Raw genomic sequence first — 26586 nt, 5'->3', positions numbered from 1 at the left:
CTATGTAACATAAAGAACGGCATGTTCCTCATGCCGTTCTTATCTTCTTATTATAACATAAATGATAATGAGCGGAACGAATAACCGTTATCTTCCAATGATTTCTACTTCTGTGTGCATATCTACATCAAATTTATCCTTAATTGTATGTTTTATTAATTCAATTAAAGACATTACATCTTGCGCTGAAGCTCCCCCGGTATTAACAATAAAATTGCCATGCATTTCAGAAATTTGAGCTCCACCAATCCTATAACCACGAAGCCCTGCTTTTTCTACTAAATCTCCTGCAAAATGTGGGATTGGATTCCGAAATATACTTCCTGCACACGGATGATTCCATGGTTGCGTTTCACGGCGGTAGTCTTTATTATTTTGCATGCTACGTACAATTTCTTCACGTTTTCCCGCCTGTAATTGAAACTCCGCCTCTAAAACAATACCAGGACGTTTCGTTTGCAATACAGATGACCGATAAGAAAACTCCAGTTCTTTATTCGTTAACCAGGCAATTGTACCGTCTTCAAACAGAATGAGAGCCTTCGATAATACACTCGATATATCCGATTTATGTGCACCTGCATTCATATATACTGCACCACCGACACTTCCTGGAATACCGCTCGCAAACTCCAATCCAGCTAACCCTTGACGACTAAGTAAAGTTGACAATTTAATAAGAGGATATCCACTACCAACTCTTACCTTATGTTTTTCGACCTCTAAGTGATCTAATCCTTCTCCTAAACGAATAACAACACCTTCTATGCCTTGATCAGATACAAGAAGGTTTGAACCGCGACCAATTACAGTCCACTTCGTTTTGTATTGCTTTACTAACTGTAATGTTTTTTCAATACCGGCTACATGCTTTGGCACAATTAAAATATCCGCTGGTCCACCTATTTTCATAGTTGTATAACGTGCTAACGGCTCGTTAACTAAAACACGACCAACGTCTGCTTCTATAAGCTCATTTACTAATTGTTCCATAGACAATCTCCCCCATATTAAGTCTCCTTATGACAATAATATGCAGGGCGTTCACCTAACGTTATCCCTCTATTTACGGGCAGTACAGCTCCTAAATCAAAATTCGGCGATAACAAAGAAATTAGGCGGAATCAGGATGTCAGTAAACATCCGATTAGTGAAAGATAATAATCAACGAGAGAGAATCACTCCCCACTAATTAAAGCCTCACTTTATTTTTTTACAAGCTTATTCATTACTTCATACAGCTTATTTGCTGCATCTGGAATACCTAGTTGCTTAGCCGCTAGCTTCATATTTTGTAATGTTTGTGCATTCAATAAAATCTCATCAATATCACGAATAAGCGTTTCAGCTGTTAAATCTTTTTCAAGTAACATTTTTGCCGCTCCTTTATCAACAACTGAACGTGCATTCTTTTCCTGATGATTATTTGTTACATACGGACTCGGTATTAACACACTTGGTTTTCCTAACGCTGTTAATTCTGCAAGTGTTGTTGCCCCAGCCCTTGAAACAACAAGGTCTACACCAGTTAGTACCTCTGGCATATTATGAATGAACGGCTTAATAATAACATTGCTTGGGTTCCCTTTTTGCTTCACGGCTTCCATCACTTTATCATAATGTACTTCACCCGTTACATATAGTATTTCGTAGCTTTTGTTCCCAAACTGTTCAATTGCTTCAACGAAGGCATCGTTAATCGGTCTAGCCCCACGACTTCCACCAAATATAAGTACAGACTTTTTAGGAAGAGAAAGCCCAACTGAACGTTTCCCCTTCATTCCATTTTGATCCATTACCTCTGATGCTCGTGGATTACCTGTCATTACCACTTTTGACTCTGGAAAATGCTCTATAGCTGCTTCAAAACAAACAGCAACTTTATCAACATAACGGCTTAAAAACTTGTTCGTTACACCTGGTACACTATTTTGTTCATGTACAATAGTTGGAATACCTAATTTGGCTGCAGCGTATACAACTGGTCCACATACATATCCACCCGTTCCAATTACGATATCCGGATTAAAACGACGAATGTATCGTTTACTATCCTGTACACCTTTTAGAAAACGCATTACTGTTTTCACATTATCTAATGATATTTTTCGTTTAAATCCACTTATAACAATAGATTGAAATGGTATACCTGCTTTTGGAACGATTGTACTCTCTAGTCCATTTTCCGTACCAATATATAAAAATCTCGCTTCTGGATTTAACTTTTTTATTTCTCTAATTAAAGCAAGAGCTGGATAAATATGACCACCAGTACCCCCACCACTCACTAATACACGCACTACTAACTCCTCCGCTTCTCTTTTCTTATTTCCATTATACTTATTTCTATATACATATTGCATTTTTACACACATACGAAAAACCCTGTCTTATAAACAGGGTTTAGTAGCGAGAATGGCGACTTATATTTAATAATACACCTACTGCCATTAACATTAATGTCAAACTTGATCCACCATAACTTAAAAACGGCAAGGTAATACCCGTAACAGGCATCAGTCCTGTTACAACACCAACATTAATCATTACTTGAATCGCAATCATCGCCACAATACCTACTGCTAAAAACGTACCATATAAATCTGGCGCTCCTAATGCGATACGAATCCCGCGCCATAATAATAGACTAAATAATAATAACACAAATGAACCACCAATAAAACCTAATTCCTCGGATAAGATCGCAAATATAAAGTCAGTTTGTGGTTCAGGTAAATAAAGAAATTTTTGTCTACTTTGTCCAAGTCCAAGCCCAAATAATCCACCAGGTCCAATTGCAAGTAATGATTGGATAATTTGAAATCCACTCCCGAGCGGATCTGACCACGGATCTAAATATGATGTAATGCGTTTCATTCGATACGGTGCTGATGCAATTAACCCTACAAATCCTGCTACACCAATCAAACCAAACATTGCAAAGTGAAAGACCCTCGCTCCCGAAATGAATATCATAATGATACATGTCCCAACCATTACCGTTCCTGTCCCAAGGTCTGGCTGTAACATAATCATCCCAAAAGCAAGAAACACAAAACTAAGGGCCGGTAATAAACCACGTTTAAAAGATGTAATCAATTTTTGCCGTTCTGCTAAAAACTTTGCCAAGAAAATAATCATCGCAAACTTCATAAATTCTGACGGTTGAATCGAAAATGCTCCGATTCCAATCCAACTTCGTGCTCCTCCTCGAACAAGACCTACTCCAGGAATAAGAACGAGAATAAGAAGAATGAAGCAAACTAGCAAAATCACTTTTGAATACGTACGCCACACCCAATAATCAATTTTCATAATAAAAAACATAGCTACTACACCAAGACCCGCAAACAGTAATTGTCTTTTTGCAAAAAAGAATGAGTCCCCCATTTTATAAGAGGCCCAAACTGCACTCGCACTATAAACCATAATCATTCCGATTGTCAACAATGAAAGTGTTACGATGATGAGAATAAAATCAGGCGTTTTCTTCATTACCCACAAACACCACCTCTTTAGGCAGAAACTTTTGCCCTATGTAACAAAACATCAGTAGGTGTTAGCCTACTGATGTTTTGATTTACTTTATATAAGTTTATGCACAGCTTGTATAAAAATGTCTCCTCTTTCTTCAAATGTTTTAAATTGATCCCAGCTTGCACACGCTGGAGAAAGAAGAACGACATCGCCATCTTTAGAATGAGCATAAGCTTTCACCACTGCTTCATCTAAAGTATCGACACTTTCAATTATATCTAATCCCGCTTTTTCTGCCGCTCTTACTAGTTTAGGAGCTGTTTGTCCAAATGTTACAATCGCTTTTACATTTTTGAAATACGGAATTAAATCATCGAATTCATTTCCGCGATCAAGCCCACCTGCTAGTAACACAATCGGTTGTGTAAACGCAGATAGTGCTTTCTCAGTCGCTAACATATTCGTTGCTTTTGAATCATTATAAAACTTACGGTTGTTAATCGTTGTTACATATTCTAAACGATGTTTTACACCCGTAAAACGTTTTAACACGACCGTAATTGCTTCATTAGAAGTACCTAATAATTTCGCAATACTCATCGCAGCTAAAATATTTTCTAAATTATGTTGACCAGGTAAAACGATATCGCTTACTTCAACAACTTTTTCACCTTTGAAATAAAGAGCGTTATCTTTTATACACGCGCCATCTTCAATTTCTTTCGTTGTCGAAAACAGGATTTTTTGACCTTTAGAATACGCAGACAAAGCCATCACATCTGCATCATCTGCATTTATTACACTATAATCATTTTCTGTTTGGTTTTTAAAAATATTTGCTTTCGCTAAACCATATTCTTTCTTCGTCCCATGATAATCTAAGTGGGCCTCAAATAAATTTAAAAACGCAGCAATTTTAGGTTGGAACAATTCTACTCCCATCAATTGAAATGATGAAAGTTCTGTAACTACAACTTCATTTTCTTTTGCATCCTGTGCTACTTCACACGCTACAGTGCCAATGTTCCCTGCAATTACAGGATGCTTTTGTCCTTCTTTTAGCATTTCAAATGTCAGCATTGTCGTCGTCGTTTTACCGTTAGACCCCGTAATCCCAACAAATGGTGCTTCTGAAATACGATATGCTAATTCAACTTCCGTAACAATCGGAATTTGCTTTTCTTTCGCAGCAACTAATATTGGATTAGAATACGGGATTCCTGGATTTTTTACTACAAGAGAAATATTTCTCTCTAATAATTCTAAAGGATGACCACCGCATACAACGTCCATTCCTTTTGCTTGTAATTCTGCAGCAAGTACATTCTCTGCTAAAGGCTTTCCGTCATTTACAATAACATTTGCCCCTAACTTTTGTAACAATGTAGCTGCTGCATAACCACTTTTTGCAATGCCTAATACAAGAATATTCTTATTTTGAAATTCAGTTACAGTTTTCAATTACATCCACACCCCGATATAAATTCCTAACACAGCTAATAAAAATCCTGCAGACCAAAACGTCACAACAACACGCCACTCTGACCAACCACATAATTCATAATGATGGTGTAATGGACTCATTTTAAAGACACGTTTTCCTGTTGTTTTAAATGAAATGACCTGAATGATAACCGATAAAGTTTCCATTACGAATACTCCGCCGATAATTACAAGTAGCAATTCTTGTTTTAATAAAATCGCTACAGCTGCAATGGCTCCACCTAAAGCTAATGAACCTGTATCTCCCATAAACACTTTTGCTGGATTCGCATTGAATACTAAAAATCCAAGTACAGCTCCTACAACTGCCATACAGAATATCGCCACTCCAAATTGCTCTTGTGCCACAGCAATAATACTAAATGCTCCAAATGCAATAGCAGCTGTTCCTGATAATAAACCATCTAAACCGTCAGTTAAGTTAACTGCATTTGATCCACCAATAAGCATAAATAGTACAAGTACGAAATACGCCCAACCTAATTCAAACTTAACATCCGTTCCCGGAATCATGATGTATGTGTGGAACGCTTGCCCTTTTCCAATTAAAAAGAATGCAATAGCAATAACAAGCTGACCTACTAATTTTTGCTTTGATGTTAAACCAAGATTTCTCTTCTTAACCACCTTTATGTAGTCATCTAAAAATCCAATCAAGCCGTAACCAAACGTCACTAATAGTAATAACGAAACCTCTGCACCTAAATAATTAAACTTAATCGCCATAATAAGTGAAGTTACCATCATAGATACGTATATGACGATACCACCCATTGTCGGTGTCCCTGATTTTTTTTGATGTGACTTTGGTCCCTCATCACGAATACTCTGTCCGAACTTTAATTTTCTTAAAAATGGAATAAACAATGGCGAAAGGGCAACAGAAATTAAGAATGCTACCCCAGCCGTTACTAATAAACCTTGCTCAAGCACATGTAGTCCTCCTCTCACGTTGTTACTCTTCGTTGCTTAAACGCCCTTTAATTGCTTCTTTAGCAACTTCACGATCATCAAAATGATGAACTTCTTTACCAATAATTTGATACGTTTCATGACCCTTACCAGCAATAATAATGATATCATCTGCTTTCGCTTTAGTGATTGCATGGTGTATCGCTTCTTTTCTATCAATAATCACTTCATAATTTTTCCCACTTGCACCATGTACCATATCATCTAAAATAGCCGCTGGATCTTCACTTCTTGGATTATCTGATGTGTAAATTGCATGAGTTGCATATTTTGTTGCAACACTTGCCATTATCGGTCTCTTCGTTCGGTCCCTATCGCCGCCACAACCAACGATACAATACACATCACCTTTTGCAAATTGTTTTGCAGTTTTTAATACATTTTCTAAACTATCCGGCGTATGTGCGTAATCAACAATAACTGTATAATTTTGTCCTCCATCAACAACTTCAAAACGCCCTGGAACCCCAGCTAGTTCTTTTATAACAGCAATGATTGTTTCTAATTTCACACCCGAAACAAGTCCTGCTGCTGTTGCTGCAAGTACGTTATATACATTAAATTTACCTATTAATTTCATCGTAACATTTACACTTTCATATGGTGTGACAAGCGTAAATGTAGTCCCGCCACTCGTCATAACGATATTTTTTGCCATAATGTCACTTGTTGTATCAATACCATATGTTACAACTGTTGCTGCAGTACTTCTCATATACTCTTCTGTTACATTATCATCGCTATTCAGCACAGCGTACTTTTCACGATTATGATTATAACTATTGCCAAGCTGTGCAAATAGTAACCCTTTTGCATGTTTATATTCTTCCATCGTTTTATGATAGTCTAAATGATCTTGTGTTAAATTCGTAAACACCGCTACATCGTAATCACATCCGTGTACACGACCAAGATCTAACGCATGTGACGAAACTTCCATTACCGTGCTGTCCACACCTTGTTCAACCATTTTTGAAAACGTCTGTTGAAGTGTTAGTGCATCTGGTGTTGTATTTTTCACCTCAAATGTTTCATCACCGATTTTCATATTAATCGTTCCAATTAGCCCTGTTTTATGACCATGTGCTCGCATAATCTCATCCATAATATGCGATGTTGTTGTCTTTCCATTTGTACCTGTAATTCCGATTAAATGTAACTTGTGTGTCGGTTGACCATAAAAATAATCAGCTAAAACCGCTAACGAACGAAAAGTATTTTTCACAAGTACAACTGGAACGTCAACATCAATTGGTCTTTCCGCAACAATAGCAGCCGCTCCTTGTGCCGCTGCTTGCTTAGCAAAATCATGGCTATCAACCGTATATCCTTTCATACATACAAATAAGCTTCCCTCTTTCACTTTACGTGAATCAGCTTCTATAGATGTGATTTCTGGATTTTCTTTTGGAACAACTGGAAAATCATGCAAACATGATACAAGTGTATGCAACTTCATTTCACTAAACCCTCTCTACATTGTTTATTTATCTTTTTTCAGTAAGCAACACATTACCTCCTATATAAGGAGGTAAGTGCTACTGACCTATTTATGAATGAGACACTTACTGTCTCAAATTAAGTAACTGTTCTATAAAGAACTCACTTCCACCAATTGTACCATAAAACGTACTATGTTACCTTTAATTCCCGAAGTAAATTCTAATTTTTGAGCCTTCTTTTACTTTAGCTCCCGCTTCTGGTGATTGTTTAATTACTTTCTCTCCATCTCCACTTATATCAAGCTTCAAATCGACGAGTTGTGTTTGTAAGTCTTTCTTTTTCATTCCAATTAAATTCGGAACTTCCACAGTTGGTGTATCGCCCCATTTATATTCTTTCTCAACTTGTTCTTTTCTCGGTTTCACTCCCATAACAGGAAGCGCATCTCGAAGGATATTCCCGACAATCGGAGCTGCTACCACTCCACCAAACTGTGTAACCCCTTTTGGATTATCAACAGCTACATACACAACAATCTCTGGATCATCCGCTGGAGCAAATCCGATAAAAGATACTATATAATTATTCTCTAAATATTTACCATCCTTCACCTTTTGAGCAGTACCCGTTTTTCCACCTACGCGATATCCATCAATATAAGCACCTTTACCAGAACCTTTCGCTACAACATTCTCTAATGCATAACGAACTTTTTCTGAAGTTTCCTTGGAAATAACTTTTCTTTTCTCAACAGGTGTCTTTTTACTAACAACTTGATTATTTTTCGGATCAATAAACTCCTTAGCTATATACGGCTGATACAATGTTCCACCATTTACAGCCGCCGCTACAGCTGCTACTTGTTGAATCGGCGTAACAGAAACTCCTTGGCCGAATGAAGTTGTTGCTTGCTCTACTGGACCAACTTTATCTAAATTAAATAAAATCCCACTGCCTTCACCTTGCAAGTCAATTCCAGTCTTCTGCCCAAAACCAAAATTACGAATGTATTTAAATAATCGGTCTTTACCAAGGCGATCACCAAGTTCAATAAATCCCGGGTTACATGAGTTTTGAACGACTTCTAAAAACGTTTGACTGCCATGACCTCCTGCTTTCCAGCATTTCAATCTAGCTCCACCTACTTCAGCTGCTCCATCATCATAAAACGTATCCTTCTCTAAGTCTACTAAATTTTCATTCAATGCTGCAGCTAATGTAATGATCTTAAATGTTGAACCAGGCTCATACGTACTCCATACAGGTAGATTTCTGTTATACACTTCTGGAGAGACACTTTGAAAATCCGCTGGGTCAAAACTCGGTCGACTAGACATCCCTAAAACTTCACCATTTTTAGGGTTCATTGCAATCGCAATCATACCGTCAGGATTATAAGTTGACTCCGCAATATTCATTTCTCTTTCCATAATCCTTGTAATACGCGCATCGATTGTTAATCCTAAATTTAAACCGGCTTCTGGCTTTTTGAAATCATCACCAACATTAGGCATCCTTTGTCCTTTCGCATCTGCAAAAAAACGCACATGACCTTTGTCCCCATTTAGCTCTTTATCATAATATTTTTCTAGTCCCATAAGACCTTGGTTATCGCTACCTGCAAAACCTAATACATGTGATAAAAAGTTTCCAAACGGATAGTACCGGATAGAATCCTCTGCGATATACACGCCCTTCAGACTTAATCCTCGTACTTCTTTCGCTTTGTCATGTGATATTTTCCTTCCGCCTTTATCTAACCTTACAATCGATTCTTTTTTTGTAATCCTTTTATAAATCTCATCTTTTTCCACACCTAATACTGCAGCTAACTTCTCTGCAGTCTCCGCTGGTTTTTCAATTTGCCTCGGTACAACAAAGACAGTTGGAGCACTTTTATTCGTGGCAAGTTCCACACCATTTCGGTCTAAAATTTTCCCACGTTCGGGTTCAAAAGTAATATTACGACTCCATGAATCTTTCGCACGATCCGTTAACATATTCCCAAGAAAAAATTGCACATATCCAAGACGAATATCGATAATCGTGAAAATAAGTATACCTGATATAAGTATAAAAATAAGTCGTTTTCTAACTGTTACATTTGATACACGCATATTGGAACAAGCCTCCCTTACGCCTAGCTTGTTCCAATATATGCTTGTACTTATTTAATTAGAACTTATTCTCTTTTACCATTACGGCTTTTCTGCTTCTTGCTGTGGTTCGAGTGGCGGTACGAGTGTGACACCTAATTCTGTACCAGGTTGTAATAATGTTCCTTCCGCCACACTTTGTTCTGTTACGTATCCTGTACCAGAAGGTTTCAAGTTAAGCTGTAATGTCTTCGCTAAATTCATAACATCACGCAGTGCCCATCCTTGTATATTTGGCATTGTAGGCTTATCTCCTACCAAGAAGACTCGGTCGCCTTTTAATGTTTGTTCAGTCGCTTTTGGTACTTGTTGCTGTACTTTCCCTTCACCTAGTACGATTGGACGAAGTTTTGCTTTATCAATCGCTTTCCCCGCTTCAGCCATCGTTTTACCATTTACATCCGGAACAGTAGTTTGTTGTTCTTTCAGATGTTTTTTCGGATCTTTAACTTCATTTGGCTTAATCTTTAAATACTCTAAACTATTTTTTGTTACATATTTAAAAATATCAGCTAACGGTTGTGCACCGTTCTCATCATCTTTTAATTTAGGCTGTTTAACAGCTACATACACAACAAGTTGTGGATCGTCCATTGGTGCCATACCTAAGAATGAGAATATATAATTCTGTCTCCCTGTCATATAGCCGCCTTTTCCATCCGGAATTTGCGCTGTACCTGTTTTACCACCAACTGAATATCCATCAATTTTATAAGCTGTCCCTGTACCTTTCGGAGATGTAACAACACGTTCTAATAATTGTCTTACTTGCGCTGCTGTTTCCTTTGTAACAGGTTTTCCTACTTCTTCTGGCTTATGTTCTAATTTTACTTTGTCTGTTATCGGATCTACAATTTTATCAATTGCATAAGGTTTCATCATTTTCCCATCATTTGCAATGGCCGTTGCAGCTTGTACAAGCTGAATTGGTGTTACAGTGGAACCTTGTCCAAAAGCTGTTGTCACTTGTTGTATTTGCTGATCAAATAAAATTGTATTCGATCCTTCACCTGATAAATCAATGTTCGTTTTTTCATCTAATCCAAAACTATGAATATATTTTCGGAAACGTTCTGGACCAAGTTTTTGATCTCCTAAAATTGCAAACGCTACGTTTGAAGAACGCTCTACCCCTTCATCAAACGTGATAGAGCCCCAACCAGCACCACCGTTATGATCTTTTATTTTCCTATTTCCGACTTGATATGTCCCGGACTGATAATAATCTTGGCCTTTGTACACACCTTCATTAATAGCTGCCGCTAACGTGAAAATTTTCATTGTTGATCCAGGTTCAAATGCATTGGCAATTGCGTCATTAAAGAAATATTTAATTTGACGATCATTAGGGTCATAACTAGGTTTAGTAGACATCGCTAATATTTTCCCAGTTTTCGGATCTGCAACAATCCCTATTAAACTTTCTGGCTCATATTGCTTACTTGCTGCTTTCATCGCGTCTTCTAAATAACTTTGGACACGTTGATCGATTGTTAAATAAGCGTTATCTCCATTTTTAGGTGCCTTTACATTAACTTTTCCCCCATCAAGGGACACACCTTTACGATCACCTGTATATGCTACTTCTCCGTTCGAGGCACTTAAGTATTTATCCAAGCTTTTCTCTATGCCAAATTGACCTACCGAGGTTCCATTCTCATTTGGTTTTGCATGACCTATAACGTAAGATGCAAAATCACCGTTTGGATACACCCTTGCATTTTCTGTAATAAAAGATATTCCCGGCAACTTCAACGCTTCTATTTGTTCCTTCTTTTCTTTCGTCAAATCCTTGCCTAACGTTCCAAATTCGACTTGACTTCTACCTTCCTTATTTAAAGAAGCTAAAATATCCTCTTCGCCTTTTCCAAGTACTCCTGCAATTTTCTTTGCAGTATCTTCTTTATTCTCAACTGAGTTAGCACCTTTTAGTGCAGCTACCATTTTGTAAGAGTTTGCGTCTTGCGCTAACACATGACCGTTTTGATCATAAATGGTTCCTCGGTTCGCTTCAAGAACTCCTTTTTTACTATGCTTTTGTTTAGCAAGTGCATCTAAATCCTGATTATGAACTGTTCCTGTTGATTGTATGTAAAAAAATCGGGCTAATAACAGCAAAAAGAGCAGGAGGAAAAATATCATAAAATAACCTGCTCCCTTATTGGTATGAAATTTAGTCATATTCTTCTTCATCGTTCCTTCACACCTATTGCCTTATTTGAGGCCTTTCACATTATTCGCATTAATTTCTAGCCCGTGTTTTTTTGCAACTTCAGCGATTCGTTCATAGCGACTTAACTTCTCTACTTCAGCTTGTAATTCTTGATTTTCTTTTTGCTGCTGTACAATTTTTTCTTCTATCGTCGCTGCTTCTACATTAACTTGATAAAGGCCTGCTTTATTTCCAATAAACGCGACACAGGCATACAATAAAAAGCCAATAAACGCTACATACAACAGTTTTTCGATTCTTGTAATTTTCGCTTTAACCTTCGGCTTAGCCATCTGCTGTGGGGGCGTTTGAATTTGCACCTCTTCTTGCGCTTGTTGTTTGTACTTTACAGCTAAATTAGTCATACCTCTCTCTCCCTTTTATCGTTTTTCAGCGATTCTCAACTTCGCAGAACGCGCACGATTATTTTCTTCTAGCTCTATATCAGAAGGTAAAATCGGTTTTCTTGTAATAAGCTTTAATTTCGGCTTAAATTCATCAGGAATAATCGGTAATCCTGGCGGCAATTGTGGCGTTGTACTATTTCGCTTAAACGTTGTTTTACAAATACGATCTTCTAATGAATGGAATGTTATAACACTAACTCTTCCACCTGGCTTAACCATCTCAATAGCAGATTCCAATGCTTCTTCAAATACTTTTAATTCATCATTTACAGCTATACGAATTGCCTGAAACACTCGCTTAGCAGGATGCCCACCCGTTCTACGAGCTGGAGCCGGAATACCTTCTTTAATTAGCTCTACTAATTCTCCTGTCGTTTCAATAGCTTTATTCTCACGATAAGCTTCAATTTTTCTTGCAATTTGTTTTGAAAATTTCTCTTCACCGTATTGGAAGAAAATCCTTACAAGTTGTTCATATGACCAGCTATTTACAACATCATACGCTGTTAATGGGGCATCTTGATCCATCCGCATATCTAGCGGTGCATCATGATGATAACTAAAGCCTCGTTCTGGTGTATCTAATTGTGGGGATGAAACACCTAAATCAAATAAAATACCATCTACTTCTGTTATACCTATTTCCTGCAGTTTTTCAGCTAAATAACGGAAGTTACTCTTTACTGTTATAAACTGTTCACCGTATGAAGAGAACTTTTCTTTCGCGTTTTGAATCGCTATCTCATCTTGATCAAACGCTATTAATTTTCCACCTTCAGTTAATTGGGATAATAAATAAGAACTATGTCCTCCTCCCCCCAGTGTACAATCTACATATGTACCATCTGGCTTTATATCTAAGCCGTCTACTGTTTCCTTTAAAAGCACTGTTACGTGTTTAAACATTGTTGCACCTACTCTTTTTCCAATTAATTATGTTGAATGTATCCCTTCCTCTAAACACATATTTCACGCTTAGAGAATGAAATAATACGAAAGAACGACTCATTTAACTTACCAACAAAGGCAACATACTATACAAATCGCTATTTTCTTTTATTATATACTAAATTTTATCATCTTTTGCGGGAATTTAAATAAAAAACTGTCGAAAAAGCGAATAATACGTTTACATTTTGTGCTATTTTGTCATATATTTAAGTATCCAACACAATTGCCATATCTAACATTTTTTTGATTGATAATTCAGAAAAAAAATCACTTCACAGTAAATTCAACGGAATAAAAATAAAATCCTGCTCCAAAGAGCAAGATTTTATAGTTTTATAACATGATGTTTTCCGTCCCAAGAAAAAGGGTTTTCCATTACACGATCAACGAAATCCAAACCAAACTGATTTAAATAATAACATACATTCCACACACGTTCTTGCGGCGCACCTAATGGACGAAGTGCGAATTGTATACGGCGGAATTTATTTAGCTGAACCTCATACTTTTTCTCAACATTTCTTTTCAACATTCTTTCCAACAGTTCAATTTGTTCATTAATTTTCAATTCGTTTTTCCCTGCAAACGCACCTAACCCTGGCTCTATTTTCTTTACAAATTGCTGTAAAGATGTATGAATATCGGCAATTTCTTTTTTCGCCTTTTCAAAATGATCATCAATCGGTTCCTCTATTTGATTAAACAACCAGTTTTCACGCAGTTTATCGACATCATTTAAAAACGGATCAATTTCTCTCAATTGCAGATCGAATAAATCTGTCGCTATATCTCTCTCCACATAAGTAATTGTAAGACGAGGAACGACAGGTGGCATTTGAAAACCGACAGTATGGAATACTTGCTGTAATTCACTCCAATAAGCTAATTCCCCTGGACCTCCAATAAATGCGAGCGTAGGAAATACATACTCTTGCATAAGAGGACGTGTTACAACATTATTACTAAAACGTGCCGGATTTCTCTCCATCTCTTCAATCAACTCTTCGTATGAAAAGGAATGCGCCCCATCCTTTCCAACAAACTTACCTTGATGCTCTTCAAGCAATACTCGTTCATTATCTATTTCCATGAATATATGCACTGCATGAGACTTCGTTTCAATAATCGGTTTGTATCCTAGTTCTTTAATTACTTCCTGCTGATTACGAAGGCCCTCTTGTACCTCTTTATACTTACTTATAATTCGCTTGAAAAATGGAATTTCTAACTTTCTTAATTCAGGATGATGTGAATCAACAAGGATTAAACCAGAATTAGCAAAGATTTTCGTAATAAGATGAGCAAAGAAATCTACATACGTATTCGATTTTTTCAAAGCATCATCAACAAATTTTAATACATCTTTTGTAAAATTTGTTTCTGGGTATGTTTTAAAAATCTCTTCAATCCAATTTCTACAATCTTCAACAGAAAGTTCAGACTCAGAAGCACTTGCCTTTTTCGGATTACGGTCATAAAAAATAGTTTTTTTCATCTTTTTATTTTTCGCTACAAAAGTATGATTAATCTCATCCATATCATGGTCTTCACCCGCAATCCAGAAGACAGGGACAACTTTAACTCCTAAACTTTCTTCCTTTTCCTTTGCAAGCTGTAAAATTGAAATAACTTTATGAATTGTATAAAGCGGTCCAGTTAATAACCCCGCTTGTTGTCCAGCTATAACAACATATGTATTTTCATCTCCAAGCGCTTTTACATTTTGAAGTGTAGATTCTCCCGCTTGTAATTTTGTATTATATTCTAATAAATGCGCTACTAAATCTTGGCGGAAAAACTCCCTTTCACGCAAATCATGTAAACGTTGTTTAAAAGCATCTTCTGTTAACATATAATCAAAACATGACTGTATCTCTTTTTTACCGTTCATATAGTCCGCTACAATACCTTGTTGCGGAACAGAGATTTCTTTTATCTCCATATAATTCTTCCTTTCGTATCCAGTTCTCTCACCAATCCACATTGTAGTCAATGTTTCACGTAAAAGCAAAGAATAACACTTATACTCTTGTTTCTAAACCTTTTATTGCATCGAACAAAAATTGAAGTGTCGGAACTGGTCGTTGCTGTTTCTTAGCTTCTTCTAATACATATCCAACAATCGCATTAATTTCCGTCTTTCTACTCGCTCTTACATCCGCTAGCATAGAAGATGTATTACGAGACGTTCCTTCACACACATTTCGTACCATTTGCCATACCATTTCTTTTTCTCCTCTAATAAGAAATGCTGCCTCCTGAAACACTTGCTCCATCATTTGATAAAAAAAACGATTCGTGATTAATTCACCATTCTTAACTCCCAATAGTGCTGTCAACGGATTGATACATACATTTACTACTAATTTTTTATGCATAATCTCTTCCCAATCCGTTTCTATTTGAACTGGAAAATAAGCAACAGGAAAATAATTGAATATTTTTTTAAAATGTATAGATTGACCACAAACCACTCCAAATTTTGTTACCCCTATCCCAGTATGATGAACGATATGCCCTCCCTCTTTTTTCGCACCATGTTCTACAATACCAACAGCTATATTTTTACTCCCTATGTTCAGCATCTTTTGAAGATGCGACATTCCGTTTTGCAAAAAGATTAATGATGATGCCCCTTCCACAAACGGTAGTACGTCATCTATATGATATTGCTTCACAGCAATAAATATATAATCTAAATTTTGCGCTACCATACTTTCTATCGGTAAAACAGATGGATATACTTTTTCACATCTTCCATCTCTAATACAAGTTACACCTGTTTCATTTAATTCTTCAGCTTGCTTAGCTGTTCTTGTAAACAACGTAACATCTTGGTTATTTTTTTGTAAATAAAATGTATACAATAGACCAATAGCACCTGGTCCGACAATTCCAATTTTCATTTTCACACAAGGAATTCACACTAAGTGCCCTTGCCTTCCCCCCTTTATATCTTTTTAAAGCACCTGAGCACGCCCTATAATTCCGCTGTCCTCTGCCCAACAAATATACTCTCATTTTTCACTATGTATGTACCACCTATTAATACGCTTCTACTCTTAGTTTAGCAAATCCTCAAAAAAATAAAAAAAGAAATATACTATCTTCTTCATAAAAATAAAAAAATGAGTTATACTATTATTATAAATATTTTTACTTTTCTGCATTCAACGAGACAAGAAAAGGATGTGATGTAATGGGATTCCCAAAAGTTGAGCGCTTGCTCATCAATTATAAAACGTTAGATGAATTCAAAAAATTTAAAGGGTGCGGAGCCCAGGAACTATCTATGCTGGAAGAATTACAAGCAAACATTATTGAAAACGACAGTGAATCTCCATTTTACGGTATTTATTATGGCGGATCACTAATCGCACGTATGAGTCTATATATGAAAAGAAACGGCGGAGAACCATTCGAAATTACAGGTCCCTACCTAGAACTTTATAAACTTGAAGTATTACCAACTTTTCAAAAACAAGGATTCGGGCAAATGCTTGTAAATCATGCGAAACAAATGCAATTTCCTATTAAAACGATAGCACGTATTCATTCAGCTGGTTTTTGGGATAAATTAAATTTCAACCCCGTATCAGTAACTGATGGAGATTTTTATATTTGGCATCCAGAAGCAAATTTGAATGCGGTTACAAACGAAGAATCGGCTTAAGAAATAAAAAAACAGCTGTATAACAGCTGTTTTTTACAGAGTGTTGGGAAACCCTTTAGGGGTTCCCAACACTCTGTAATCATTTTGATTTTAGCGAATAAAAACAACATAAAATAATAGAGTTTCAAAAAAATAGCCCTCCACCAGACCTTTTTTGGTCAGATGGAGGGCTATTTTTTTCATGTTTTGACAAGCTGCGGTGAGATAAGCCTGCATTTGGACAGACTTCAGCCCTCGAAATCGAGCATATCGATAGCCATGTAGTTCTTTGGCGTCTGCAAAGCTTCGCTCTATAGTTGAACAGCGTACTTTGTACAACTTTTTCCCTGTAACTGTTAGTTTGTTTTTTCTAGCGATATCCTTATATTTCTCCCATATATGATGAGTGATAACTTTTTGTTTTTGTTTCTTTGAAAAACATACCTCACGTAGCGGACAAACAGCGCAGTCTTCTGGCTTCGATTTATATTGACGATATCCTTCACGATCCGTTGTCGCATACTCTAAAATACACCCCATCGGACAAGCGAATGCATTCATTTCTTCTACATATTTAAATTGGCTTTTTGGTACTTCTTTATTTCTTTTTCCAAATCGGCGATACCCCATCACCATAAATATATTTCTCTCCGATAATTTCTTACAGATATAGCTCGTAAAATAGCCTGCATCAAGAGCTACAGCTTCTACTTTGAACCCGAATTTATCAATTTGAGCTTGGAGGCGTGCTAAATATGGCTCGGAATCTGCCATATTTCCAGCCGTTACATAGGTATCTGTAATAATATTGTACTTCGCATCAGTCGTACGATGGTCTAAGAAATGAAAACCGTTCGGTTTTCCATCTCTCATTAAAAATCCACTATCTGGATCCGTTGTACTTATACGAGTTTTTTTGGTAGGGGTATCACTTTCCTCTCTAGGTTTTAATTCTTTTTTCCATGTACCTTACGATCTTCGATTACCGCAGCTTCTAGCTCATCTATATAAAACTTTGCTTTTTCTTTTTTATATTTATGTACAAATTTATTTTTATTGGCATTGGCCTTAATGTGCGTAGAATCTGTCATTAGCGCACGTCCTCCCACCATCCGGTGCTCTGTCGCTTGCCTCACGATCTCATCAAAAATTTCTTCGAAAATATTTGTATGAATAAAGCGGGTACGGCGATTCCAACTGATTGTAGAATGATCTGGAATAGTATCTGATAGAGAAAATCCTAAAAACCAACGGTAGGCGATATTCGTTTTAATCTCTTTTTCCAATTGACGCTCCGAACGAATACCGTAAAAATATCCAATAAACATCATTTTAAATAAAACGATAGGATGGATTGACGGACGTCCATTGTTTTCACAGTAATAAGGGCGTAATTTCTCTTCAATAAAATCAAAACTAATTGTCGCTTCAATCGCACGAAGGAAATGATCTTGTGGAACCAACTCTTCTACAGAAACAGATACACGTTCATCACGATGATTTTTTAAAGCACCCATCATAAAAACTCTCTCCTTTTCCTCTTTTTTATCAGTGTTGACACATAAAAAGAGGTTCAGACACAAAAACAGGCTGTGGAGAAGACTTTCTCCACAGCCTGAAAAAAACAGCTGTATAACAGCTGTTTTTTATTTCTTAAGCTTCTCTAACTTCTCATTCGAGCGAGCATTGTTTCTTTCCGCTACCATTACACTTCTTTTTTGATCGATATAATCAAGTAGTGTTCTATACTCTTCTTCATATACTGATAATCGCTCCAGAAGACGCTCTCTTTCTGTTTGTAATGATTCAACTTGTTGTTGCAACACCGTTAAAGAGTTTTCATCTTTATAATTTTGCAAGAAATCAATAACATCATTCAACGTAATTGACGTAGGTTCTAACACCTTTGTCTCTTTCACTTCATAATTTTCTACTTTACGAAGTTGCTTTGCTTCCTCAATACGTTCTTTATATTGCTTTCTTACGTAAGAATTCCATCTAAACCCACATGCTGCTGGTGTACGAGATAAATTTTTCCCCACTTCCTTAAAGGCAGAAAGTTGTGTTCCACCTTCTCGAATATGCCGGAGTACTACTTCTGCCAGAAGCAAATCTTCATCATCAGTCCAAGCATCTTGTCTTGTTGTCGCCATCTCTCTAGTCCTCCCTATGCATTTTTTATTAAGCATATGCAGTTACTAGAAAAGATAGAATACAACAACTAAAGATTAAGACAAAAAAATAAACGCAGAAGATATCTTCTGCGTTTATTTTCCCGCAATTACTTGCTGATTACTTCTTTACCTTTGTAAGTACCGCATGCTTTACATACACGGTGAGCTAATTTCGCTTCACCACAGCTTGGGCACTCTACCATACCAGGTACTGATAATTTGAAATGCGTACGACGCTTTCTTTTTACTGTTTTAGAAGTTCTTCTAAAAGGTACAGCCATTCTTCCCACCTCCTTAAAAGAAATAGTTATTTTCATATGAAGGCCTGAACCAGTCTTCCGATTATTTGTCAAAAAACTTTGCAAGTCCTGCCAATCTTGGATCAACAGTCTTTTCTTTGTCTTCTTCCGAAATCACTTGCCAGTCTTGACCTTGCATCGGTGCTCCACCAGAAACATCATCACTGAAAATTTGCATTGGAATCTCCAAAAGTATATTTTCCTTGATTACGGGCAGTAAGTCAAGTACTTCTCCTTCTAAAGAATGAATTTCAGCTTCAGTTTCAAATTCTTCTTGTGAAGTTTGGAACACCTCAGTTGTTTTAATGTCAAATGGTAATGTCACATCTACTAAAGAGCGAGAACATGGTAAAACCATGCTTCCAGTTATATGTAGATGAAACGTAAACTTACCGGAGCCAAAATCAACTCTTCCCGTTACATGAACAGGATTAATTTCACGAATATCTTTCTCGACCTCTTTTAGCTCACTTACATCTACCATCTCATCCAATGTCAATCCTTTATTTCTCAATTTATTCAATTGATGGATGGACCATTTCATATCATATCACCTCAAGGCAACAAACAAAATTATAGCTAGCCATTTTATATTTGTCAATGTTTTTTCTTTACACCTCTAAAGAAGCATTGTGTCCATTATGTGTTAAAACGTGTGTTTTTGTCCAGCTATATTTTCTATTTTAGACAAAATGGACATAAAGTAAATAATAAATGTGGTACAAGTTGTGGTCAATGTGGTCTGCGTGGTCAAAAGAGAGTGGTCGTTTGCGATCACTCTCTTCTTATATATATTCCCCTATACTTTTCTTGTTATTGCCTACAGAATTAAATTTCTTGGATTACATATACTTTTACAAACACATCATATTTTGCTGCCAGTTGCTCCAACTTCTTTTCTCTATATTTTGTAATGGTGAAGAAATGGATAACTGGCACTTTTCCTTTATATTTTTGCTTATATATTTTAGTAAACTCTTCATAACATTTTAATTTCTCATCATTGACTACCATCTTTTGAGTACGATCTATTTCTACTGCGTGAAGTATCCTATCTTCATCACGAAACTTCACATCTGGAATAATCTTCTTTTTCTTATCATCTTTTATATACCTTATTTCTGTTTCAATCTGCCAATCATCTGGACAAAATAGTTGTAACCATGCTTCATTACGTAAAATAGCATGTGCTACTCTACTATGATGAACTACTTTTCCTTCACCAAATAACTTGTGCCCTGATTGATTTAAATAATAAACATATTCTTTATTGTGAGTTAATTTACTCGTGTAAGAAGAGAGATCCTTCATAATTCGATTTGCATTTCTTATCCCCCCCATTTCATGTACACTCATTAAATGCCTTCTTGTTGCAAACTGTAGCTTCCTAATCGTCGCAAGTATCGCCATTTGACGGTTGATTTGCATATGCGTTTGCATCCTCATGTTTCTCCACCTCATATTGTTTTAAATAATTCCACATCATTTCATTACTAATGTAAGGAACTTGTATTTCGGTAAGCCTATCCGTTTTAAAAATTGCACGTCCAGGAATGCTTTTTATTGATTCTAATCCCGGTTCATCTATAACAACGCTTGAAGCTGTTTGAGTCGGTAATCTAAAACCTAATTTCGCATCACTATTTTGTTTCACTTGACGTGGTAATGTATCTCCTGTCGGATACTGTGTACAGAAAATTAATCTAAATCCTAAAGCTCCACCTATACGCGCTATATGAGAAAGCATTTGTTGACAAGCTCCCAATAATCTTTGTTGCTCCTTTTTCATACTTTTATCAGGGCACAATTCAGCACCTTCGTCTACTATTATGAAATAGCGCTCTTTAATACTTGTTTCTACAACGTTTGTATAATGTCTATCTTTCATGTATTGCATTTTCTCTTCCATCTTCTCAAGAATATCCTTTAATACCATAAAGGCTTCTATAGGCTTCTCAGCAATGGAAACTATTTGTTTTAAATTCTTATATGGCCCGAACTCCAAACCGCCTTTTAAATCAATAATGTATAAATGAATATGCTCTGGTTGCGCTAAAGTAAGTGAAGTAACTACATTCTTTAGAAACACCGTCTTACCCATTCGGGTGAGACCACCTAGTGTCATATGTGGAGTTTTATCAAAATCATGGTAGATAAGCTTTTCTAAACTTTGGCCCATTGGTACACGCCATTTCCCTTGTGTCACTAAATCCGTAGACCATGACCATTTTTTCGGTATATCTCTATGAAAAACACGAATATTTAATTTGTAATTGTCGTAATCAATTCGAACGGGTTTGTTCAATCCTTCAGAAACAACATCCTCAACTTTCTGAATAATTTTACTTGGCATCCCTACCGGTAATCGATATACATAAGTTGTGCTTCGATCATCATTTTTTTGCTCAAGAAAAACCGGATACTGTAATCTCTCCCCAATCCGGATAGCAATTCCACTTACCTCAAAAAATACTTGTATCTTTTTACGGTCATCATCTTTCCTTTTAAGTTTATCACCAAGTATAGCGAATAATAATCCAGCGACCGGTACCGATAATAGCTCCAACATAAAATCACTCCCTATATCCCTCTTATAGAGGGTATATATCCCTGTTTCAAGGAATACGTGCATACAAGCTAAACTCCTTATGACATAAAGAATAATAAAATTCCACATCGCATTCCTTCATAGAAACATAACTAGAACATAACGTAGAAGGTATAGAAACGAGCCTGTAAGCGTTGTGTACAAAGTAATACGTGGAAGCCAATGCGGAACACTCTTCCCCATTTTTTCTGCCACCTTCATTGCAACTACTGACAAACCTGTTGCCGTCCAAATAACTACCGCTTCTCCTGCGAGTGTCATACCTATTCCTCCTCTTCTTTTTCACGAAATATAATACCTTTTCTTGTAAGGACTGCATCATAACAGTCCATTAAAGTTTCCCAATTTAAAATATCTTCTTCCTCACCGTATAGATCCTCTTCAATAACCTGGGATAAACTGAAATATCTTTTATATTCCTTGTTATTAAACACTTCATGATTTTTCATATGATTCATAATTGATTCCGTTTCTGTTCTTGATCTAGATTCATTGTACATCGAGCGTAATTCCTTTGACGGATGAAGATATGGAGTTGTGTTCAGATGATTGTACTGCCAACGCATGTAATCCTCTCCCCTCTTGTTGTCCTTAGTTCCACTTGGTATTCCTCGTGGTCTTGATATAGGTATATGAACTAGAAAACAAAAACTTGTTTGTCCATCTTAAAAAAAGTAAATAGGAATTTTCACTTTGTTATCGAATATACGAAGATGAGGTGAATAGATATGAAATGTAGGCTCAAAGAAATTTTAGATGATCGGATGATAAAACAAGGAGCGTTAGCAAAAAGAGTGCAAATTACACCACAGCAACTAAGTCAAATCGTACATGGTAAAAGTGAGCCTTCTTTACGAAATGCTATTAAAATCGCAAAAACATTAAATTTACATGTAGAAGATATTTGGATTGAAGAAGAATCAAATATTAAATAAATTTCAAGGTGGAGATTACATGAAAGCCATAAGATCTATTTTTAACGCATATCGTATATTCGGTAAAATATTGAAACCTATATTCCGCGCATTAAATAAGAAGTAAATTTTAAAAATCGTAGAAATAACAAAAAGAGCCGTCAACTGACGGCTCTTTTTGTTTACAAAATTATTCTTTTGTATAGTAATACTTTAATCCTTTAGCATCTAACCACGCTGTTGCTTTATCTAGCTCGCTACCTTGACGATAATCCGACTCAAAATAAACAAGCCCTTGACGATCTCCGCGAGAAACAATTTTTGAAGTGTATCCAAGCTTATCCATCATTTGAATCATTTCAGGAATTAAATTCACACCAAATTCGTAAGTAACCACCTTATTATGTTTGTTCACGATAATCTCCACTCCTTCTTCTTTATACGATTTATTTGTAAACCAATCTAACGACTTACTTCCAATTAATTCATTTAAATCACATTTTCCAATACCAGGGACATTTCCTGTTTCAGTGTATTGCCAAATATCACATGGATAAGCTGGTCTATTTCCACCATAACGAGGAATCCACACAAAGTCTGATTTTACATTTGCCATTCCGAATGGAGCATACATATGATGGCCAACATATAAACCAACTTTTTGAGCACCTAATCGGCGTAGTTCATCGATAAACGCTTGCGTGCCCGCTCTCATATCATCCATTGTTTTTACTTCCACGTCAGCGACCCAGACTGTTGCACTCTTGTCTCCACGATTCCAGAAGTCTCGAGCTTCTACACGTGCGTCATTTTCAGAAACGAAACGACAGAATGCATAGTTCCCAAAAGGAATCCCATGTTGTTTCATGGCTTGTACATATCCTTTATATAATGGATCTACATAATTCGAACCATCTTGTACGCGCGCAATTATGAAATCAATGTATTGTTTTGCCACAGGCCAATTAATATCACCATTCCATTTTGAAATATCTACAATGTGTCCCATTATTGAACATCTCCTTTTTTCTCTTCTTGTTTTTGTTTGCCACCTAAAATTTCAACTGCATTTGTTAATGGTTGTGGGAGTGGAATACCCATTCGTCCAGCATTTTCTAAAAGTGAAAGCAATTCATTCCCCATGAAAAAAAAGATTGTCGCTTCACGAATTGCATTGTTACTTCCAAGTACTGTATCGAGCTGGGCGGCCGCACCGACCAAAATAAAAAGCACCACCTTTTTGGCGATGCCTTTGAAACCAACTTTGCTTTTTAATTCTCCGTTATAACCTGCTGCAATCATGCCAGTTAAATAATCAATAACTGCCATCGTCACTAAGACTTTCAATGTTGCATCCCATCCTCCCAAAAAATACCCACAGAAGCCACCAAACGTAGCTATAAATGTTTTCAATAATACATCAATACGATCCATCTTTCCCTCTCCTTTTTAAGCTGCAAAGCAACTTGGGTCCATTCCAAATATCTCTGCAATATCTTCCTCACTTCTATCTTTTAAATAAGATTCAGTTGTGGAAATATCAGAATGGTTAGCGAGTGATTTTAGTTTTTCAAGTGGTACTCCTTGTACTTTCAAATTATCTAATCTGCTATGTCGGAAACAGTGAGGATTCATTTTAAATTCCTTCCCTTCCTTTTCGTTTAGCATCTTAGCAAATATGTCGCACCAATAATTAAATACACTCTTGTTCAATCTTTTTCTCTCCCCATTCTTATAAACACGCACAAACAAATCTGGAATAGTATCCTTACCTCGCTGATTTATATATAAACGAATGCATTTCTGCACCCGGTGATTGTAATATAATCTAAACTTCTTACCGCGTTTTCCTCGTACCACATTTGTATAATATTGTTCTGTCAGCCCTTCTTTTTGAACCTGGTATACCTCATTCTTTCTAGCCGCACTGTAATATGAAAGTGCTAAATACGTTGCCAACATATATTTTTCTTGCTCAAGTAATTCATCGATTAACCAATTAATCTGATCCTCAGTAATAAATGTAATTTCTCTAATCGGGTTCTTAGGTAAACCACGGACCCGTGAACCTACATTAAATTCATAATCATAGTCATCATCATCTGCACAAAACTCAAGTGCTGAACGTAAAGCGCTCATCAATCCATTTACACGCGCATTAGACATTCCCATCTCTTGAAAAATAATAGATAAGTTTCGAATGTCTTTACGTGTTAATTCAACCAGATTTTTATTTTCAAAGTGTTGATGTATTAGAAACAAAATAATTCGCAAATCCCAATTGTATTGCTGTAAAGTGCTTGCCGCTTTCCCTTGTGCTTTCTTTTCAATAAGAAAATCTTTGACTAGGTTTTTATTTTCTTGGCTAACATGCTTTTCATAAATTACTTGATCTACTATTCGTTTCACACTGATCATCTCCTCAAAATAAAAAGAGAAGTGAAATCACTCCTCTTGATTGATGAATTGAATCAAAGCCCTATTTTATACAAAATAAAAAAGCCTGCTTATGCACGCTTAATCTGTAATATCTAAATTAAAAAGCTCATCGCAATATGAATGACATTTCCATTTTGAACACCATTTAAGAAAATTCCACCATCACTTTTAACTGTAACTTCACAAACTGTTGGTCCATTGCCATATGCAAGTGCTGGGAAAGCAATATTTTGTACAGGGCGAAATCCAGCCGGAAGGGTTGCAAATATTGTTGTATTTGCTAGATATTTAACTGATCCAATAACAGATATTTGTTCCCCACTTCTCTTGTACTTCATTATCCTATCAGCAATGGTCTCTACACCAGTTGTAGGAAGGTTAATCCAATCTGTATCGGTTGCTTGTCTAATGGTTCCATCGGTTCGAATTTCAACTCGCTTTGTCCAATCCCACGATTCTTCTTGTTCTTTAGTTGAAGGGGCAATAACAAGTTGTCCTTGTGCGCCTTTATGGAGAACTGTTTTGAATGAACGACTTCCAATGACAATAGCATTATCAGTATTAAAATGAGTTGTTCCCGTATACGCCCCACCTGTTTTAGGTACAACCTCTTTCTCTAATACCATACGAGACCACTCAGACCACTTACCACCGTTATTAATTCGAATGTATGTATCATTCCAATTTCCTAACAGAGTAGCTTTTTGAACAAGAGCTGCATTTGTGGCGGATTCTACAGCAACAAAAAACGTATAGATGGAGGCGTTAGGTGTATTTTTAAGTTGACTTCCAACATAAGTTCCAGTTTTTAAAATGGTATTCAAGTCCGTATTAGCAGCTAAATCAATAGAAGTTCCATCATCATCCGTAACCTTCCATAACTGATACTTCTGTCCTGTAACCGCTGCTGTTAATTCATTTACGCGTTTATTTGCTTCATCAATTTGCTTTTGATACCCTTTAATCATTTCAAGAGCCTTATCAAACTCAGAAATATAGTTTTCTATTTTGATATTACCTTCTTTCACATCTCGCCTTAATGTAATACGAATGTCTGGTGTACTCATTCGTTCTGTACTTTTTTCCATCACAAAATAAGCTGTCCAATCATCCGATATGGAAACAGCTTGCGAGGACAATGTGTATGAAAATACGCCATTCTTTGCATCAACTATTTGAGCATCATCTCGAACAAACAGTCCGACTTGATTAATCGCTTCGTACTTCACTGCATACCCTGTTAAATCAACAATTTGCCCCTTTTCTCTTACGTATACTGTAATTTTCAAGCCGTTTTTATCATTTTGTCTCGAACGAATTGTTTTGGTAAACACAGGATCTGCTAAATCTATAATAATTTCCTCATTTCGCATGACTAC

26 protein-coding genes are annotated in these 26586 nt (G+C 36.4%); 2 read left to right on the top strand and 24 right to left on the bottom strand.

All coding sequences use genetic code 11. The annotated features are described in order from the left end of the window. Positions 1 to 87: 87 nt before the first annotated feature. The 12 genes from murB to panE all read right to left on the bottom strand — a co-directional run bounded on the left by murB (position 88) and on the right by panE (position 16027). Complete coding sequence (gene murB / locus QCI79_RS21250) at positions 88 to 993, bottom strand: UDP-N-acetylmuramate dehydrogenase (RefSeq protein WP_000437022.1); 906 nt, start codon at positions 991 to 993, stop codon at positions 88 to 90. 212 nt (positions 994 to 1205) lie between these two features. Next, positions 1206 to 2300: an undecaprenyldiphospho-muramoylpentapeptide beta-N-acetylglucosaminyltransferase gene (gene murG, locus QCI79_RS21245; protein ID WP_021728036.1), complete on the bottom strand. Its 1095-nt coding sequence runs from the start codon at positions 2298 to 2300 to the stop codon at positions 1206 to 1208. Positions 2301 to 2403: 103 nt separating this feature from the next. After that, on the bottom strand, positions 2404 to 3495 hold the full coding sequence (gene spoVE, locus QCI79_RS21240; protein WP_000753520.1) for a stage V sporulation protein E: 1092 nt from the start codon (positions 3493 to 3495) through the stop codon (positions 2404 to 2406). A 90-nt stretch (positions 3496 to 3585) separates the two neighbouring features. Further along, entirely contained in the window at positions 3586 to 4938 is a 1353-nt protein-coding gene (murD, locus tag QCI79_RS21235) for a UDP-N-acetylmuramoyl-L-alanine--D-glutamate ligase (protein ID WP_000860116.1), read from the bottom strand. Beyond that, positions 4939 to 5913, bottom strand: a complete 975-nt coding sequence (mraY, locus tag QCI79_RS21230; protein WP_000893060.1) for a phospho-N-acetylmuramoyl-pentapeptide-transferase — start codon at positions 5911 to 5913, stop codon at positions 4939 to 4941. Positions 5914 to 5935: 22 nt separating this feature from the next. Next, the gene (murE, locus tag QCI79_RS21225; RefSeq protein ID WP_000766316.1) at positions 5936 to 7411 is read right to left on the bottom strand and encodes a UDP-N-acetylmuramoyl-L-alanyl-D-glutamate--2,6-diaminopimelate ligase; all 1476 of its coding nucleotides are present in this window, start codon (positions 7409 to 7411) and stop codon (positions 5936 to 5938) included. 184 nt (positions 7412 to 7595) lie between these two features. Next, on the bottom strand, positions 7596 to 9512 hold the full coding sequence (locus QCI79_RS21220) for a stage V sporulation protein D (protein WP_001266237.1): 1917 nt from the start codon (positions 9510 to 9512) through the stop codon (positions 7596 to 7598). A gap of 81 nt (positions 9513 to 9593) precedes the next feature. Then, positions 9594 to 11744, bottom strand: a complete 2151-nt coding sequence (locus tag QCI79_RS21215; RefSeq protein WP_000739958.1) for a penicillin-binding protein — start codon at positions 11742 to 11744, stop codon at positions 9594 to 9596. Between the two features lie 21 nt (positions 11745 to 11765). After that, positions 11766 to 12128 carry a cell division protein FtsL gene (gene ftsL / locus QCI79_RS21210; RefSeq protein WP_000182804.1) on the bottom strand — a complete coding sequence of 121 codons (363 nt, stop codon included), beginning with the start codon at positions 12126 to 12128 and terminating at the stop codon, positions 11766 to 11768. Positions 12129 to 12143: 15 nt separating this feature from the next. Continuing rightward, on the bottom strand, positions 12144 to 13076 hold the full coding sequence (gene rsmH / locus QCI79_RS21205) for a 16S rRNA (cytosine(1402)-N(4))-methyltransferase RsmH (RefSeq protein WP_000472508.1): 933 nt from the start codon (positions 13074 to 13076) through the stop codon (positions 12144 to 12146). A 370-nt stretch (positions 13077 to 13446) separates the two neighbouring features. Next, entirely contained in the window at positions 13447 to 15063 is a 1617-nt protein-coding gene (gene bshC / locus QCI79_RS21200; RefSeq protein ID WP_000403026.1) for a bacillithiol biosynthesis cysteine-adding enzyme BshC, read from the bottom strand. A 79-nt stretch (positions 15064 to 15142) separates the two neighbouring features. After that, a complete protein-coding gene (panE, locus tag QCI79_RS21195; protein ID WP_031303168.1) occupies positions 15143 to 16027 on the bottom strand; it encodes a 2-dehydropantoate 2-reductase in 885 nt (294 codons plus the stop codon). 293 nt (positions 16028 to 16320) lie between these two features. Here panE and QCI79_RS21190 point away from each other — a divergent pair, with 293 nt between their 5' ends. Then, entirely contained in the window at positions 16321 to 16794 is a 474-nt protein-coding gene (locus QCI79_RS21190) for an N-acetyltransferase (protein WP_000506692.1), read from the top strand. A gap of 90 nt (positions 16795 to 16884) precedes the next feature. Here QCI79_RS21190 and QCI79_RS21185 read toward each other — a convergent pair. The 8 genes from QCI79_RS21185 to QCI79_RS21150 form a co-directional block, all read right to left on the bottom strand. Then, positions 16885 to 18293 (bottom strand): IS1182 family transposase gene (locus QCI79_RS21185; RefSeq protein WP_097914644.1). Its coding sequence is split into 2 segments (ribosomal slippage): positions 16885 to 17732 and positions 17732 to 18293, totalling 1410 coding nucleotides; the frame shifts between segments, so codons are not numbered across the junction. 126 nt (positions 18294 to 18419) lie between these two features. After that, positions 18420 to 18926, bottom strand: coding sequence for an RsfA family transcriptional regulator (locus QCI79_RS21180; RefSeq protein WP_000246468.1), 507 nt, complete (start codon positions 18924 to 18926; stop codon positions 18420 to 18422). 128 nt (positions 18927 to 19054) lie between these two features. Beyond that, positions 19055 to 19228, bottom strand: coding sequence for a 50S ribosomal protein L32 (rpmF, locus tag QCI79_RS21175; RefSeq protein ID WP_001984764.1), 174 nt, complete (start codon positions 19226 to 19228; stop codon positions 19055 to 19057). A gap of 61 nt (positions 19229 to 19289) precedes the next feature. Next, positions 19290 to 19790, bottom strand: coding sequence for a YceD family protein (locus QCI79_RS21170; RefSeq protein WP_000872147.1), 501 nt, complete (start codon positions 19788 to 19790; stop codon positions 19290 to 19292). A 284-nt stretch (positions 19791 to 20074) separates the two neighbouring features. Continuing rightward, positions 20075 to 20692 (bottom strand): replication-relaxation family protein, encoded by a 618-nt coding sequence (locus QCI79_RS21165; protein WP_031303055.1) that lies wholly within the window; start codon positions 20690 to 20692, stop codon positions 20075 to 20077. Continuing rightward, positions 20634 to 21815 carry an FtsK/SpoIIIE domain-containing protein gene (locus QCI79_RS21160; RefSeq protein WP_021728014.1) on the bottom strand — a complete coding sequence of 394 codons (1182 nt, stop codon included), beginning with the start codon at positions 21813 to 21815 and terminating at the stop codon, positions 20634 to 20636. The genes QCI79_RS21165 and QCI79_RS21160 overlap by 59 nt, the downstream gene beginning before the upstream one ends. 117 nt (positions 21816 to 21932) lie before the next feature. Continuing rightward, positions 21933 to 22115: a hypothetical protein gene (locus QCI79_RS21155; protein ID WP_016099698.1), complete on the bottom strand. Its 183-nt coding sequence runs from the start codon at positions 22113 to 22115 to the stop codon at positions 21933 to 21935. A 2-nt stretch (positions 22116 to 22117) separates the two neighbouring features. Next, complete coding sequence (locus QCI79_RS21150; protein WP_021728013.1) at positions 22118 to 22420, bottom strand: hypothetical protein; 303 nt, start codon at positions 22418 to 22420, stop codon at positions 22118 to 22120. Between the two features lie 162 nt (positions 22421 to 22582). Between QCI79_RS21150 and QCI79_RS21145 the strand changes: the two genes are divergently transcribed. Then, positions 22583 to 22789 (top strand): helix-turn-helix transcriptional regulator, encoded by a 207-nt coding sequence (locus QCI79_RS21145; protein WP_021728012.1) that lies wholly within the window; start codon positions 22583 to 22585, stop codon positions 22787 to 22789. Positions 22790 to 22958: 169 nt separating this feature from the next. Here the strand turns inward: QCI79_RS21145 and QCI79_RS21140 are convergent, their stop codons facing one another. From QCI79_RS21140 to QCI79_RS21125, 4 genes are all read right to left on the bottom strand, one after another. Then, a complete protein-coding gene (locus QCI79_RS21140) occupies positions 22959 to 23777 on the bottom strand; it encodes a GH25 family lysozyme (protein WP_021728191.1) in 819 nt (272 codons plus the stop codon). After that, positions 23777 to 24202, bottom strand: coding sequence for a phage holin family protein (locus tag QCI79_RS21135; RefSeq protein ID WP_000373895.1), 426 nt, complete (start codon positions 24200 to 24202; stop codon positions 23777 to 23779). Before QCI79_RS21135 ends, QCI79_RS21140 begins: the two co-directional genes overlap by 1 nt. Positions 24203 to 24217: 15 nt before the next feature. Then, on the bottom strand, positions 24218 to 25177 hold the full coding sequence (locus tag QCI79_RS21130) for a tyrosine-type recombinase/integrase (protein WP_021728192.1): 960 nt from the start codon (positions 25175 to 25177) through the stop codon (positions 24218 to 24220). A 122-nt stretch (positions 25178 to 25299) separates the two neighbouring features. Further along, the gene (locus QCI79_RS21125) at positions 25300 to 26580 is read right to left on the bottom strand and encodes a BppU family phage baseplate upper protein (protein WP_021728193.1); all 1281 of its coding nucleotides are present in this window, start codon (positions 26578 to 26580) and stop codon (positions 25300 to 25302) included. Positions 26581 to 26586: the final 6 nt, after the last annotated feature.

This window comes from Bacillus cereus group sp. MG1 (genome assembly GCF_040460035.1).
GTDB classification, from domain to species: Bacteria; Bacillota; Bacilli; order Bacillales; family Bacillaceae_G; genus Bacillus_A; species Bacillus_A cereus.
This window is presented reverse-complemented; position numbering and strand designations above follow the sequence as displayed.